Source organism: Wolbachia endosymbiont of Folsomia candida, from assembly GCF_001931755.2.
GTDB lineage: Bacteria > Pseudomonadota > Alphaproteobacteria > Rickettsiales > Anaplasmataceae > Wolbachia.
Genome location: NZ_CP015510.2, coordinates 1,725,677 through 1,741,153 on the forward strand (window position 1 = coordinate 1,725,677; position 15,477 = coordinate 1,741,153).

Here is a 15,477-nt window from a genome sequence, read left to right on the forward strand (position 1 = left end):
AGTATCTTTGGAATTATATCCCGTATTACAAGGTTAGTCTAAACTCTCAGTTTATTTATAGTCTTGGAGGTAATTTTATGCAAGTAAATGCTATTTTGGGTGTGGATATTTCAAAAAAGAAATTTGATGTTTGTTTGCTGATGGACAATAAAAAACGACACAAAGTCTTTCAAAATAATCAGGATGGCTTTGCAAAGCTTGTGGTTTGGTGCAATGGCCATGGAGCAAATCTTATTCATCTGTGTCTTGAGGCAACTAGCTGGTATGGGGAAGATTTGGCTACTTTTATGCATGATTTAGGGCATAATGTTAGTATAGTAAACCCGGCTCAAATCAAGGCTTTTGGCAAAAGTGAGCTGCTCAGAAATAAAACAGATAAATCAGATGCAGCTATGATAGCTAGATTTTGTATTGCGAATAAACCTGCTCTTTGGAAACCAATTGCACCTGAAATGAGGCATTTAAGAGATCTTTACCGTTGTATGCAATCGCTAAAAAATGATAAATTGCAACAGATGAACCGCTTGGAAAATGAAAATATGCATTCCAGCTGCAAAGAAGCTATATCTAAGGTAATTTTGGCAATAGAGGAGCAAATTATTGTTCTCGAAACAGAAATTAATGAGCATATAAATCACTACCACATCTAAAAAATATGGTAGAAAACCTCAAGACTATAAAAGGTATAGGACATCTTACTGCTGTTGCTGTTATTGCAGAAATGCCAGCGGTTGATAATTTTGACAATGCTAAGCAATTTACAGCTTTTGCTGGCCTAAATCCAGGACATTATGAATCTGGATCGTCTGTAAGTAAGAGAAGTTGCATATGTAAAATAGGATCTGAGCGCGTCCGAAAAGCCCTTTATATGCCAGCTATAGTAGTCAAAAACCATAATAATCATTTTCAAAAATTTTGTCAGCGTCTAGCAAGTAAAGGTAAATGCCCAAAAGTCATAGTCCTTGCGTTAATGAGAAAATTAATGCATGTCTTTTTTGGTATTCTTAAAAACAATCAACCATTTAATTGTAATTTAGTTGGATAATTTGTTTGACATCAAAGACAGTATCTGGGATCTAGCAAGCGAAGGTTGCATATAATACGTCGTTGGCATTGAAAATACGGAAATGGATTCTAGCGTCACGCGCTGGAATGACAAAAACGTGTAGTATTTTTAAGCGATGCAACAAAGCCGGATGACAGGAGGAGTGCTAATGAAATGACACCAAAGGTTGATGTTTTTGGTTTACTTTCTCGCTAAATTAGACGTTCGTACAGTTGTGGATTTATTCGCGGTATGACGTCGAATTATCATAGCTATACAATCCAAAATACTAAAAATATATTTCTTCAAGTCTGTTGACTAGCGAACTGATAATGATATGCTAACAGCTACATGTTATACATAGGGGGCATATATGATAGGTAGTGAAAGTATATCTTTAATTTCTGAGGTAAATACCAATATTGAATCAGCTTCTGCAGCTGTTTTAAAAACTTCACAAACAGAGGAATGCAAATGTGTTAATCTTGATGATGAAGAAAAATGGAAGAATTTCTTTATATCACAGAATAATCCTTCTACTAATACCACTAACAAAGTAAGCACAAAACCTCATATTCATAAGAACAGTGATGGTATGTATAGGTACACTGCTGAAGAGAATAAGTATAACGGTAAGGAGATTATAGGCAAAGTTGTTGAACAAATTAAAGAAGAGATATCAAAAAATATAAAAAACAATACTGCGAAATCTATAAAAGTCAAAGAAAGCAAAAATGAAGATAATAGCGTTAAACCTGTCATAAGAGTTGTACTCAGTGATAATGCAAAAGAAATAAACATGACAGATCTTCTAAATGGTGATGTCTGCAAAAGATACAATGTAAGAACAATTACATTTTGTCTGCCTGATAAAAGTAACACAAGAGGAATACGTTTACGGATTGATGAAAATGGAGTAAAAATTTATGAAGTAGCCAATGGGTCGTATCAAATGACTCTTAAGTGGTATGTTGAAGGAAAGGAATGTAACATTAAAATTAATATTCATGATAATGGTCGTGTGGAACTTGTTGAGGGTAAGGGTGTTACTCCAGAACAATTGGCTGCAAATAATGTTAGAGTAGGACGGCAGTATGAAGCAAAACCTTTACATGAAGCGTTAGGGTCACAATTACAAAAAAATTCAGAAACATTAAAAGTTTCACAACCGCCTTTAACAAATCTAATAGGTGTAGCAACACAAGAACATAAAGTTTGCGCTGCGTGTCATAAGTAAAAAAAAGGTAACGTATCAACTACTCATGTCATTGTCCTAGTCTTGTTATCCCAGTGCCTTGGCACTGGGATCTATCGTCCATTCACATGTTTTAAGATAATTTCTGCTAAACCTTTACTGATCCCAGATACATTTTGAATCTCAGCTAGAGAAGCTTTGCTCATATTTTCTACTGAACCAAAATAAGACATTAATGCTTTTTTTCTTTTGTTACCAATACCTGGTATTTTGCTTAAGCTTGAAACTATAAATTGCTTGTCGCGTTTTTTTCTGTGCGTAGTTATTGCAAAGCGGTGAGCTTCATTACGTAACGATTGTAAGTAAAGCATAACTTTACTGTCATTTTCCAGACTAAATTCTTCTCTATTTGGCATATAAAATCTTTCATTTCCTGTGTTGCGATCAGGGCCTTTTGCCATGCAAGCAAAAGGAACATTAATATTTAACGTTTGCAGCACATCTTGCACTATAGAGACATGTCCAGGACCACCATCAATCAGTAGAAAGTCTGGTATTATGTCTTTTATCTTGCCGGAGAAACGTCTGGTCAGCACTTCTTTCATCATCTTATAATCGTCAGCTGAAATTTCCTCTTTAATAGTAAATTTTCTATATTCACTTTTTAATAGGCCTTCCTGCCCTGCAACAACCATTACACCAACTTGCTGGTTTCCAGATATATGGCTGTTATCATAAACTTCGATACGTTTTGGAATATTAGATAATGAGAAGATTTTGCTAAGATCTTCAAGTTTTTCTAGATTATTTTTATACTCTATAAGCTTCTGCTCTAAACTATGCTGAGAGTTATTGTAAACAAATTTTAATAAATCACGCTCTTCGTTACTCTTTGTGTGCAGAACCTTTATTGATTTGTGCGTAATTTTTTGCAGAGCTTGTTCTATGATTTCATTATCCGTAACAAAATCAGGAACGTAAATTTTATCTTGTGGTATGTTAATTGGATTATATAAATTGACCAAAAAGGTGGATAAAATTTCATTATTTGAATGATCGCCGCAGTTTTCAACAAAGTAAGGAACGCTTCCATAGTTACATTTATTTCTAAATGACAACACATTAATGCACGCTAAATCTTCTTCACGTGCAATACTAAAGAAATCTGCATCTTCCTCAAAAGAGAAGTCAACAGCTTTCATCTGAATTTGTTGAAGGAATTTTACCCTATCTCTGTATACAGCAGCAAGTTCATAATTCATTTCACTACTACACTTTTCCATTGTGGAAAGTAACTGTTTTTGCACTTCCTTATTCCTTCCAAGCAGTGTATCTTGTGCTTGTTTCATTGATTGGCAATAATCCTCTTTTGTGATTTTATTTACGCATGGCGCTGAACAGCGCTTAATTTGATATTCAATACATGGTCTTTTTGTTGAGGAAAAATATTGATCTGAACAGACTCTGAGGAGAAAAGCTTTTTGCAACGACAATATAGTGTTCTTAACAGCAGCAGCAGAAGGGAATGGCCCATAGTAGTAAAATTCGTCCTTCTTAAATTTGCCTCTATATTTTGCTATCCTTGGATAAACGTGTTTGGAAATTGTTATATATGGGTAAGATTTTCCATCTGTAAGTACAATATTATAAGTAGGTTTGAGCGACTTTATTAACTGTGATTCAAGAAGCAAGGCTTCAATTTCGTTTTCAGTTATAAAGATCTCAACTTTGATTACTTGTGAAAGCATGACTCTGATTCGCTCAGAAAGATTTTCAAATTGAAGGTAACTAGATAACCTAGATTTCAATTTTTTTGCTTTGCCAACGTATAAAGCCTTATTCTTATCCCCAATCATTTTGTACACACCACAAGATTGTGGAGATAATTTGATTTGCTCTTCTATTGCCTGAACGTTTATGACATAGCCCATTGCTTGACTTGTATGAGGCTAAAATCTGCTACTGAGTGAAATATAGAAACAACACTTGCAAGTAAAGACAACCTATTTTTTCTTAGTTCATTAGAATCACAATTGATTTTTACAGCGTCCATAAATTGATTAATAAGCGGAGCAAAACCAGCGAGTTCGCCAAGTGCTGCATTAAAATGGTTATTTTTTGTTGCCTGTTTAATGTTTTCATTGGCAGTTATAGCATAAGTTGATAGTGCAATTTCCTCATCTTCGATTAAAAATCTTTTACTGTAAGATGTGCTATAAGTGATATTATCACCTTTTTCTGCTTTATTTACTATGTTGCTAACCCTTTTATATACGCTGAGTATCTGATCGCCTTCTGTTGTATCAAGGCAGCGGTCCAGTATTGTGATTTGCTCTTCTGCTGTTAATAAGTCACTAACACCGTTTTGAAGGAGTATAGAATCTATGATATCCTGCTTTATCTCCTTGTTTTTTAAGATAACTCTAAACCTTTCTAAGCAAAACTCGAATACTTTTTCCGCAATTTGCTTTCTATTTAGTTTATTGACCTGATCAACTAACGTTGTATCTTTGCTAAATACACTCCTTGGATACAAAGACACTGCCTTATCTATCAATAGCTTGATTGGAATGCGTAAATTATTTTCAAGCGTTACTCTAATTATACCAATAGCTATTCTCCGCAAACCGAATTGATCATAGGAGCCGGAGATCTTTTCACCTGCTGCAATTAAACCAGTTAAGCTGTCTATTTTGTCAGCAATGGATACAGCAATTGTTAATGGAGATTTAGGACATTCTTGCTCTTGTCCTATTGGCTTATAATGCTCAGTAACAGCTTCTACTACTTCCTTATCTTCTTGAAAATAAGCACCATAATACCCACACATTACTCCTTGTAGCTCTGGAAATTCCCTTACTATTGATGTTGCCAAATCAGCTTTTGCCAAACACGCAGCACGCTCAACTTTAATTAGTGATGCACCTGGAATGCATATAGCTATATATTTTGACAAAGCTGTAATGCGCTTTACTTTTTCTCCAACGCTGCCAAGCGAAGCATGAAATAATATCGAATCTAATTTTTTGACATAATAATCTAAGTTACATTTTTTATCATGCGATATTAAAAATTGTGCATCAGCAAGACGTGCTTCTAATATTTTTTCATGCCCTTTAACAACTTTATCGTTGCTCACATTAACAACAGTTACAAAATATAAAATTTCCTTCCCTTTACTTAGTGCAAGATATTTTTGCTGTGTGTTAATTATACTAAGTATTACTTCATTTGGTAACCCAAATGATTTTTCCTGATTTACTTTACCAAATAGCACTATTGGCCATTCTATAAGCCCTGTTAATTCATTTAATAAGTAATCATTTTTTTCAAGCTCTAAACCTTGCTCTTTTGTAAATTTGTTGATTTGATCCAATATAAATTGTTTTCTTTTATCAACCTGAAGAATTACATTGTTTTTTTCTAGTAGTGCAAAGTAATCTTTAGGTTCTTTGATAGTCAATTCTCCATCATTTGCGAGGAATCGATGGCCATATGTTACATTAGATGCTGTAATTCCAGCGAAAGATACAGGTATTACCTCACCATCCAAAATGCATAAAATACTTCTAATTGGTCTAATCCATCTTTCTTTTCTTTCACCCCACCTCATACTTTTTGGCCAAGAGAAATTTTTTAACATTTCTTCTAGTTGGTTTTTGAGGAACTCTTTGATGTTAAATGAGCAGCTCTCCCTTTTGATGAAATAAAAATCCTCGTTATTTACTTTGCGAACGAGCAAATCCGCCTTATTTTTCTGATTTTTTCTTAGAAATCCTTCGATAGCACTTTCTTGCGCATTAACATTTGGTCCTTTAATTTCACTGTTAAAATCTTTTAGCTCTAAAGCATTTATATTATCGACAAATAGAGTTATGCGACGTGCCGTTATGAAAACCTCTATTGATGTAAATTTTACACTATTTTTATTAAAAGCGTTGGTAATATAACTTTTAACCTGAGTTGCAGCTGAGTTCTGCATTCTTGATGGTATTTCTTCTGAAAGACATTCAAATAATAACTGCATCCTATTTACTCATGTATAATTCACAACACTTTTTTGTCATCTCTCTCACTCTGCCAATATACGCTGTACGCTCATTTACACCAAGCACACCTCTTGCATCGAGCAGGTTAAGTAGGTGACTAGTTTTGATACACTGGTCATAAGCTGCTACTGGTAGCTCTTTTGCGATAAGAAACTTACATAATTTTTCTGTATCTTCAAATTGTTGATATACTACTTTAGTATCATAATAATCCAGGGCCAGACAAGAAAACTCATATTCCCTTTGTTTAAAAATATCTCCATAAGTTACACCGTTATCACTCCAAACTATATCGTAAACATCATCTACATCTTGTATGCACATTGCCAAACGCTCTAGTCCATATGCAATTTCCCCGGGAATCATGTGGCATTCAATCCCTCCAACCTGCTGTATATAAGTAAGTTGCGTTACTTCCATTCCATTGCATGTAACTTCCCAACCAAGCCCTGATGCGCCAACACTCGGATTTTCCCAGTCATCTTCAACAAATTTGATATCATATTTTTCCGTTGATACCCCAAGAACTTTTAGGCTATCTAAATAGACTTCCTGCAGGTTGTTACCAGATGGTTTTATTATAACTTGGTATTGATGATGTTGGTATAATCGATTAGGATTATCACCATAGCGACCATCTGCAGGTCTGATTACTGGTTGCACATATGCAATTTTTGTTGGTTTTGTGTCAATTGATGACATAATTGTGGCGGGATGGAGTGTTCCAGCGCCAACTTCAGATGTATATGGGTGAAGTATTGTACACCCCTGACTAGACCAAAAATCCTGTAACTCTTTTATTATGCTTTGTAAATTCACGCAAATCGTACACTCTTTTATACTAAATATATAAATAAACAAAGAATATTCAATGTTTATTTTTTAATAACATTATGTAAATAATTACTAAGAACCTCTGAGTTTTCTTGTACATGCTGGATTATACTGTTATTTAGGACAATAGCATTATGCATAGTTAAATCGCAAAATATAAATGCTGTTAGATACAGTAAAATTGCTGCATAAAACACGTGGAAAATCCCTTCAAATGTTATTGATATTGCATTGTTATAGCCAAGCTGGATTGTACCTATTGGCCATGGCTTTATCACTTCTACGATATTAAAAAATACGTAAGGTACCATAAGAAAAAAGACGCAATGCATCAAATCGTTAAACCAAAAAGGGCATTGTAGTATTTCTTTACATATACCTCCATAAAGTTTACTCACAGTATAATAAATTGACATTATTGCTGGCATTGAAAGCGCTACGGTCAGCACTTGTCCTGACGCCAGATGTATCACTATATTTTCACCGCTATTTGCTGAAGGGTCCTGAGCGTGAAAAATAAATATTGCAATCACTTGTATAGCCAACATAACCACTGCTAATTTTGTAAAAATAGCAGCTACAACTATTCCAGAGCCTGGCATTTTATATAATAGATACTCACCCCCATATGTAAGAAGCAGTATCATATCGACAATAAATAATATAAAAAAAGAAGCCCAGTAATTCTGCCAACCTGGTAAATACCCTACTCCTAAAAAAGAGCTTACTGTTTTGGCAGGAAAGATTTTACCAAGCATCCTTCCTAAAATTGTTGAAAAAATCCCCATACTCACCACATGCTTTAACAATAGTGTTGATAATACTTTATTATAATCAACTTATCAATAGCTCTCTTTATGAAACTCGCTTTTGAGAAACAAGTTCTATATTATGCATTATAATTGCTTTCGTCATAATAGTTTTTTATGCATCTCTTGATCATTCGCCTTTTATATTTTACTTTCATTTTGTGTGCTAACCAATATAGTTATGCAACAGACAAAGTGGATATTATTGCACCTTCTTGTAAGGGAAAAGATTCAGAGCTGATTAATATCAAAAGTTATGTAGAATCTCTGGACCTCAATGCTCATATCTCAAATAAAATATACAGTAATGACAATCCATTTTATTCAAATTCTGATGAATTTAGAGCGAATGACTTAGTTGATGCACTAACCGATGATAGTAAAATAATCTGGTGTATCAAAGGAGGAAAGGGTGCTTCTCGATTGATTCCCTACCTGGAAAGACTATCCAATGATAAAAAAGAAAAGATCGCTAAAAACAAAAAAATTCTTATAGGCTATAGCGATATAACTGCTTTACATATTTATCTACAAGTTAAATACGATTGGCAAACTCTTCATGGTACTATGCTTGAGATGATAGTGAATGACTCCGTTGCCAAAAGTTCTGTTCAAAAATTAAAAGAATTAATGATTGGCCATCAAAATTCTATTAGATTTGATAATTTAAAGATGATTAGTAATGGTACAAAAATAAAAAATGGTAGATTAGAGTCCAAAATCGTTGGCGGTAATTTAACTCTAGTTGAAAATAGTATAGGAACTACTTGGCAAATAAATGCAAAAGGTAAAATTCTATTTTTAGAGGATATAGGAGCCTATCCATATGCAATAGAGCGCAGTTTAGATCACTTAAGACAAGCAAATGTTTTGGGTGGAATATGTGCTGTAATCTTTGGTGATTTTATTAAATCAGGTAATGATAATCTAGTTGAAATTGTAAAAGATAGGTTCGCAAAAAGTGTTGATTTTCCAGTATTCACAATTCAAGGAATAGGCCATGGGCATATAAATGATCCTTTACCACTTAATACTCATACTGTTATCAGCGTTCAAGGTGAAAAAGAAGGTTTGTTTTTTATGGATGTGCAGAATATATCACTACCAGGCAAACCTGGCAGTGATTAAATAAATTATAAGATAAAAAACAGAGTAAGAATTATTAAAACATTATTCGCTATAATAATCCACAGGGGCATCATTAGGCTCATCTCTATTCTGTAAACATGATCTCATACAACCAGAAACCTTTGCTTTACAGTAGTCCTCACAATCCTTATCACGATTACATGCTTCTAGACACTCCACATAAGGGCCTTTACATTCATCCCTACAGACACTAGCTTCTTTTCTATAAGACGTTGGAGATTGAGAAGGAAGAGGAATGTCAGTCCCTACAAGATTAGGTCTATGTGCAAATAAATTCTCCCACTTATTAGCAATTTCATCAAAAAGAGACTTTTCGAACCAACCAAACATCCATGCATATCCAACAGGAGTATCAGAGCTATAAGACGTTGGAGATTGAGAAGGAAGAGGTTCTTCTATTGAGAAGGTTACTTCTTTTTTTTCGTGACCATTCTCTACAGAATAAGTCTTTGACATTCTTTTTACCATAATACATACCAAACTGACAATATTAGTTAATATTTTAATATATATTTATTAATATTATGTTAACTTTAACATAATATTTAATTATTTTAAGATTTAGCAAAAATATTTCAGTGCATTTTCAAAAATGAGCATCTTGGTTCGATGTCATTCCAGCGCGTGACGCTGGAATCCACCTATTTTCTTGCTGGATCCCAGTATCAAGTAGGCTTTGTTGCATAGCTAGGGAGAAAAAAGCTGGAAGTTACTGACTAAATTCATTATAAAATGGCCATTTAACCGCCAAAGGAAAAATATGCCAGTCAAAATGAAAGTCAGTAACCAAAGTGAATATAACAAATTTCTTCAAGAAAGGGGAAATATTTTTCATTACATCAACGACGCCATTGAAAATTGGCACGAAAATAGACCAAAAGTAGCAGGTGGCAATAATATTTACACCGATAAAGTTGTGATTTTAGTTCATATAATAACTTATCTATTTAGGATTGGCCTGAGGCAAACGGTAGGATTTATAAAAGGATACCTCGAGCAAATAGGAAAAAGCCTACAAGTCATCAGCTATTCACAGGCCTCAAGAAGATTTAAAAAACTGAATATTAAGATTAATGACAACAGGGTTGATAAAAATAATATGGAAAATATTGAAATTGCTATAGATAGCACTGGTATTGGCATCTATAACACTACTGCTGGCCATAACAAAAAAAATAATGAAGTGAGACAATACAGAGGGAGAGAACAAGCAAGAAAAATGCATGTAATGTTAGATATAAGCAGCAAAAAAGTTATGGATTTAAAATACACTGAACTATATTATCCTGACCACTGGGCAGCTAGTAAGCTGATGAAAAATGATTATGGTAAAATAGAAACGTTATATGCAGATGGTGCATATGACAGAGCCATGATTTATCAGCAATGTTACAAGCTTAGAATAAAAACGAAAATACCACCAAAAATTGATGCAGTAGAGCATCAGAATTTGGATTATATGGCCCAAAGAAATACTGCAGTTAGGTTAATAAGATCGTTTGATGGAGATACAATAGAGAAAATAAAGCAATGGAAAAAGGAGGTAGGATATGGAAAAAGATCCTACATAGAAGCATTCTTTTCGCGATTAAAGCAAATATTTGGGTTTAGTTTTAGGAATAAATCTGAGGTTAATCGTGAGAAGGAACTGCTACTCAAGTGCTATTTGCTGAATAAATTTACTGATATAGGTATGGCTAAATTTCAGGTAGCCTCATGAACTTATCATATACTACCTGATGCCAACTAGCTATGCAACAAAGCCTATCAAGTACTGGGATGACAAGAGGAGGGTTACTGGGATGACAGATGGTTTTGCAAGAAGTATAATATATCACTACCAGATTTGCCTGGTAGTGATTGAGTAAATTATAAAGAGAAAAAATAGAGTAGAACTATTAAGATACTACTTCATTATGGTAATATATAGAAGTATCATTAGATTCAGATGTAGTCTTCGGGATAATCAGGCATAACCATAGGAACTCTATAATATATACCATCCGGACACACAACATCATATCCAACTTTAGTGCAAGGCATAATAGAATCAGGATTTCCTCCCCCATATATACCATTATATCCAACTTTAGTGTAACTAGACTGATCACCAGATTCAGCTGTAGGAGAAGCCAGAAAACCCATTTTTTTCATCAAGTCGCAAGCACCATAAAGCTTATCAATTGTAGGAGTAGTTATACCCAGCATTTTCATCCAGCTGCAAGAATTACAAAACTTCTCAACACCTATTTCTTTTATCACATCCAAAGCTGCACGAATAGTGTCATCAATCAAACCATACTTAACAGGAGTATTAGAGCTATAAGACGCTGGAGATTGATGGGGAAGAGGATTGTCAGTTCCTACAAGATTAGGTCTATGTTCAGCTGATCTCCCCCTTGCCCACTCAGGAACGGTGTTACCAAAAAACTCCTCGAAGCAGCCATATCCAACAGGAGTATCAGAGCTATAAGATGTTGGAGATTGAGAGGAATCTATCTCACCAAGATCGCTAAACCTACCAAAACCTATGCCTTTTATAATACCAGAACCATCACCAATACCGTCATTAGCAAAACCATACCCAACAGGAGTATTAGAGCTATATGGAGGATTGGGACCAGGCATGTCACTATTATATGGAGAGTGAGAATAAGATTTTAAAGGAGATCTGAAAATAGGAATGTCACGATCAATATCATATGGAGAGTGAGAATAAGATTCTGAAGATTGAGAAGTAGGAGATTCTTCTGAGAGAGTTATTGTTCTTGTTACTTTATCATTCCCTACAGAATAAGTCTTTTTTATTGTTTTAACCATAATACATACCAAGTTGATAATACTGGTTAATATTTTAGTATATATTTATTAATATTATGTTAATTTTAACATAATATTTAATTATTTTAAGATTTAATGAAAATATTTCAATGCATTTTCAAAAATGAGCATTCCGTCACCATATTTTGGTATAGCAACTCCAGAACGTTTGCATTTCTCTTTTTCAAGAGGCCAATTGTCTTGCTGAGTAAAAAACATTGCTCTTTCTGGGTGAGGCATTAAAGCTAATATTCTTCCACTTTTATCCGATAAAGCTGCCAGATCGTATATTGATCCGTTTGGATTATGAGGAAATTGCAGGTTAGCGTAGCTACTATTATCATCTATATAACGTAATGCTGTGCAATTTTTTTCGATTAATTGATCTAAAGTACTTTGATCCATAAAAAACTTTCCTTCTCCATGGGCGATTGGAAGATATAGTTCATTCAAACCACTTAGCCAAACAGAATTACTTTTGTGATTCACTTTAACTTTTACCCAGCGACATTGGTAATTACCTATATCATTATGGATTAAGGCTAAATTAGAGAATTCTGGAATCAACTTTACTAATATCTGACATCCATTACATATTCCTATAACAAGCTTGTCTTCAGATAAAAATTCTTGAAATTCCTCTGACAAATTATTTTTAATGCGTAAAGAAAATGCGTTACCAGCACCAGTGTCATCACCATAAGAAAAACCTCCTGGAATTGCGAGTATGTTGCTTGATTTTAATTCGCTTGGATTATCTATAATTTCATTAATGTGAACAATTTTCACTTGCACGTTGCTGATGCCAAGTTTTCTGCTGCATTCCATAAATGCAAATGCGGTTTCTTTTTCGCAGTTTAAGCCATAACCATATAGAACAATAATTTTCATGAGTTATTAAAAATTAAAAAATTCAAATTTCTTTTTTACAAAATTTGCTATTAAATTTAACGCAAACAATACCAATAATAAAGCTATAATTGCGATAGCTGCAAGTTCGACAAATGCGATTTCAGGGCTGCTTGACCATATATATATCTGTACAGGCAAAACAGTTGCAGGATCAAAAAAAGATTTTGGTGTATCGGCTATAAACGCTACCATACCTATCATGAGTAGCGGCGAAGATTCACCTAAGATTCTTGCAATAGCAAGCACAGCACCATGTATGATTCTCGGTAATGCAATCGGTAGAGAATGGTCTAATATAACTTTAATATGAGGTGCGCCGAGCGCAAACGCTGCATCTTTTATTGCAATCGGAACGTTAGCAAAAGCATTTTTTGTTGCAATGATAATATTAGGTAGCATCATAAATGAAAGAGTCATGCCACCAACAAGTGGCGAAGAACGTGGCAGTCCAAATATACCAAGATAGAGAGTTAAACCCACTACGCCAAATATTATCGAAGGAACTGCAGCGAGGTTGTTGATACTAACTTCTATAATATTAGTGATCAGCCTATTTTTAGGCATAAATTCATAAAGATAGATGCCAGACATAATTCCTATAGGCATTGCTAATCCTAAGCACACTATAATTGTCATTAGCGAGCCAATCAGTGCTCCTAAAATTCCTGCATTTTCTGGTTCACGAGAATCAGATTTCAAGAATAAAGACTTATTGAAAAATTTTCGTACTCTACCTTTTTCCTTTAACCAATCAAGCAGTTTAGTATAATGAATGTCCAGATACTTACCTTTATTTATTGCATTGATTGTGCTTGATGCAGTGAACCAAACTTCATTCTTATAGCTATCTCTTGTTTGATTATGAAAAAAATTCTCTAGCTCTTTGTAAGAATTACGACTTAAAATTTCATCATTGTCTTTAAAATCAGTTCCTTCAAAGACATTGCGTAGAGAATTATCAAGCAAACTAATGGATTCATGACGCAAATCACGAGGATTATTTATTGAAAAAAAATGATCACTTACTTCAACTGGCAATAAAATTTTTGTGACCGTCAAAGCACTATATGAATTTACTAATATACTGAGCAGTATACATATAGGGCAACCAAGAGAAATAACTAGTGCCATGAAAGAGCAGAAGCGTAGCGCTTTGTTCTTTTTATTTTTCCTTTTTATACGAACATGTACACGCTTGGACTTAAGTAGCTTAAGGAATTTTTTCTTTATACTCATTTATCTTGTATTTTCCATTTAAAGCATCTTTATCAAGCACTCTCTTTTTTATTGCGCAAGTGGCGCGCGATGTAGGAATGGCATAGCGACAGAAAAATTAGCTGCTAAATGCATTGTAAAAAGCTATTTAGCTGATCAAGGATAAAACCCTGCCATTAGTAACCGTATTCAATATAACAGATTTTTAGAAAGTGAGGAATATCTTTTGTATATTGCAATTGTAACAAGATATGCTATAGCTAGCATTATTTTAAGTGAATATTCTATGAAAAATGAAACAAGAGCAGACGTCTCTTTTGAGCTGGATGACAACAACAAATTAAATGTCAGAGTTGACACTGAAAGGTTAACCCTAGAATCTGTTACAGCAGAAGATGCAAAAACGTACTATGACAATCTGTGGTCTGATAGGTCTGTAATGGAACTTTATGCAACTGGTAGTACTCAAAATTTACAGTATGCCAAAGAAAGAGTAGACACGTGGGTTGAGAGGTACAAAAAAAACGATGCCTTTTCTTCGCTTACAGTACGAAAAAATGATGATGATAGTTTTGTAGGGCAAGTTGTAGCTGGTTATGGTGAACAAGTTGGTCAATCAGAATTAGCTTATTTATTTGCAAAGAAAAATTGGAAGCAAGGCTATGGTAGCGAAGCTGTTGGAGCTGTTGTAAATAGCTGGGTTGCCGAAGTTGTACAAAGAGACTATAGAGTTAACAAAAAATCTGACAATCCGAAAGGAGAAAAATTCACCTCTATTTTTGCAGTAGCTAGGCCAGACAATCCCGCATCAGTAAGAATCCTTGAGAACACCTGTAAAATGCATAAGTATGATGAACAGGAAAAATTTGGTCATTCACGCAATTATTATAAAAAGGATATCACTTCTTCCAGATAATTGGTTCAAGTGTCCCAGTGCACCTCTCTTCTGTCATCCAAGGCTCTTCTTTGTCATCCCAGTGTCACGCACTGGGATGACAGGAAAGAGGCGTACTTGGATGACAAGAGAAAGCTCTGAGATGACACAATCGATATCACTCTCTGTTATATCTACTTAGATTTCTTTTTGATATAAGTAGTACGCTCTTTGATTCTCGCAGCTTTTCCAAATAGTTTGCAGAGATAATATAGTTTTGCTCTACGCACCTTTCCTTTTCTTGTCACCTGCACTGAAACCACTGCGGGAGAATAAACAAAAAATTGAGACACTATACTCTCTCCATGGCTCACTTTTCTAACCGCAAAGGAAGAATGTAACCCACGATTTCTTTTTGATATACACACACCTTCAAATATCTGTGTACGCTCACTTGCACCATCAACTACTCTAAAAGTAATTTTCAAATCATCACCAGGGCGAAATTCTGGTATTTCCTTAGCTAACACTTGCATTTGTTGCTTATTGAATTTTTCAAGTAAATTTGTCATTTA

At 34.3% G+C, this 15,477-nt stretch carries 15 protein-coding genes and 1 pseudogene; 7 read left to right on the forward strand and 9 right to left on the reverse strand.

Annotated features, from left to right (window positions below; genetic code table 11):
• Positions 1–77 precede the first annotated feature (77 nt).
• Both ASM33_RS08970 and ASM33_RS07885 read left to right on the forward strand, forming a co-directional pair.
• Positions 78–1,045: pseudogene (locus ASM33_RS08970) on the forward strand (IS110 family transposase).
• 373 nt (positions 1,046–1,418) lie between these two features.
• Positions 1,419–2,282, forward strand: coding sequence for a hypothetical protein (locus tag ASM33_RS07885; protein WP_110409656.1), 864 nt, complete (start codon positions 1,419–1,421; stop codon positions 2,280–2,282).
• 71 nt (positions 2,283–2,353) lie between these two features.
• Here ASM33_RS07885 and uvrC read toward each other — a convergent pair whose 3' ends face one another.
• Genes uvrC through ASM33_RS07905 form a run of 4 tightly spaced genes read right to left on the reverse strand, consistent with a single transcriptional unit; the run spans position 2,354 to position 7,911 of the window.
• A complete protein-coding gene (uvrC, locus tag ASM33_RS07890) occupies positions 2,354–4,171 on the reverse strand; it encodes an excinuclease ABC subunit UvrC (RefSeq protein ID WP_110409655.1) in 1,818 nt (605 codons plus the stop codon).
• Positions 4,156–6,267, reverse strand: coding sequence for a glycine--tRNA ligase subunit beta (gene glyS, locus ASM33_RS07895; RefSeq protein ID WP_110409654.1), 2,112 nt, complete (start codon positions 6,265–6,267; stop codon positions 4,156–4,158). The genes uvrC and glyS overlap by 16 nt, the downstream gene beginning before the upstream one ends.
• A 1-nt stretch (position 6,268) precedes the next feature.
• On the reverse strand, positions 6,269–7,108 hold the full coding sequence (locus ASM33_RS07900; RefSeq protein ID WP_110409653.1) for a glycine--tRNA ligase subunit alpha: 840 nt from the start codon (positions 7,106–7,108) through the stop codon (positions 6,269–6,271).
• A gap of 56 nt (positions 7,109–7,164) precedes the next feature.
• Positions 7,165–7,911, reverse strand: a complete 747-nt coding sequence (locus ASM33_RS07905) for a phosphatidylglycerophosphatase (protein WP_110409652.1) — start codon at positions 7,909–7,911, stop codon at positions 7,165–7,167.
• Between the two features lie 147 nt (positions 7,912–8,058).
• Between ASM33_RS07905 and ASM33_RS07910 the strand changes: the two genes are divergently transcribed.
• The gene (locus ASM33_RS07910) at positions 8,059–9,060 is read left to right on the forward strand and encodes an LD-carboxypeptidase (protein ID WP_237342980.1); all 1,002 of its coding nucleotides are present in this window, start codon (positions 8,059–8,061) and stop codon (positions 9,058–9,060) included.
• A gap of 42 nt (positions 9,061–9,102) precedes the next feature.
• Here the strand turns inward: ASM33_RS07910 and ASM33_RS07915 are convergent, their stop codons facing one another.
• Positions 9,103–9,549, reverse strand: a complete 447-nt coding sequence (locus ASM33_RS07915) for a hypothetical protein (protein WP_157956399.1) — start codon at positions 9,547–9,549, stop codon at positions 9,103–9,105.
• Between the two features lie 292 nt (positions 9,550–9,841).
• Between ASM33_RS07915 and ASM33_RS07920 the strand changes: the two genes are divergently transcribed.
• Positions 9,842–10,801, forward strand: coding sequence for an IS5 family transposase (locus tag ASM33_RS07920; protein WP_110409214.1), 960 nt, complete (start codon positions 9,842–9,844; stop codon positions 10,799–10,801).
• 19 nt (positions 10,802–10,820) lie between these two features.
• On the forward strand, positions 10,821–10,949 hold the full coding sequence (locus ASM33_RS08845) for a hypothetical protein (protein ID WP_257791000.1): 129 nt from the start codon (positions 10,821–10,823) through the stop codon (positions 10,947–10,949).
• Positions 10,950–11,025: 76 nt separating this feature from the next.
• Here the strand turns inward: ASM33_RS08845 and ASM33_RS07925 are convergent, their stop codons facing one another.
• The 3 genes from ASM33_RS07925 to pstA form a co-directional block, all read right to left on the reverse strand.
• A complete protein-coding gene (locus ASM33_RS07925; protein ID WP_110409649.1) occupies positions 11,026–11,901 on the reverse strand; it encodes a hypothetical protein in 876 nt (291 codons plus the stop codon).
• A 93-nt stretch (positions 11,902–11,994) separates the two neighbouring features.
• Complete coding sequence (locus ASM33_RS07930) at positions 11,995–12,792, reverse strand: phosphoribosylformylglycinamidine synthase subunit PurQ (protein WP_110409648.1); 798 nt, start codon at positions 12,790–12,792, stop codon at positions 11,995–11,997.
• 6 nt (positions 12,793–12,798) lie between these two features.
• The gene (gene pstA, locus ASM33_RS07935; protein ID WP_110409647.1) at positions 12,799–14,049 is read right to left on the reverse strand and encodes a phosphate ABC transporter permease PstA; all 1,251 of its coding nucleotides are present in this window, start codon (positions 14,047–14,049) and stop codon (positions 12,799–12,801) included.
• A 265-nt stretch (positions 14,050–14,314) separates the two neighbouring features.
• Here pstA and ASM33_RS07940 point away from each other — a divergent pair, with 265 nt between their 5' ends.
• A complete protein-coding gene (locus tag ASM33_RS07940) occupies positions 14,315–14,944 on the forward strand; it encodes a GNAT family N-acetyltransferase (RefSeq protein ID WP_162297612.1) in 630 nt (209 codons plus the stop codon).
• Positions 14,895–15,104: a hypothetical protein gene (locus ASM33_RS08435; protein WP_157956400.1), complete on the forward strand. Its 210-nt coding sequence runs from the start codon at positions 14,895–14,897 to the stop codon at positions 15,102–15,104. The genes ASM33_RS07940 and ASM33_RS08435 overlap by 50 nt, the downstream gene beginning before the upstream one ends.
• On the opposite strand, the gene rplS is transcribed toward ASM33_RS08435, so the two are convergent.
• Positions 15,097–15,474 (reverse strand): 50S ribosomal protein L19, encoded by a 378-nt coding sequence (gene rplS, locus ASM33_RS07945; RefSeq protein ID WP_110409645.1) that lies wholly within the window; start codon positions 15,472–15,474, stop codon positions 15,097–15,099. The two genes, ASM33_RS08435 and rplS, sit on opposite strands and share 8 nt — an antisense overlap.
• Between the last annotated feature and the right edge of the window lie 3 nt (positions 15,475–15,477).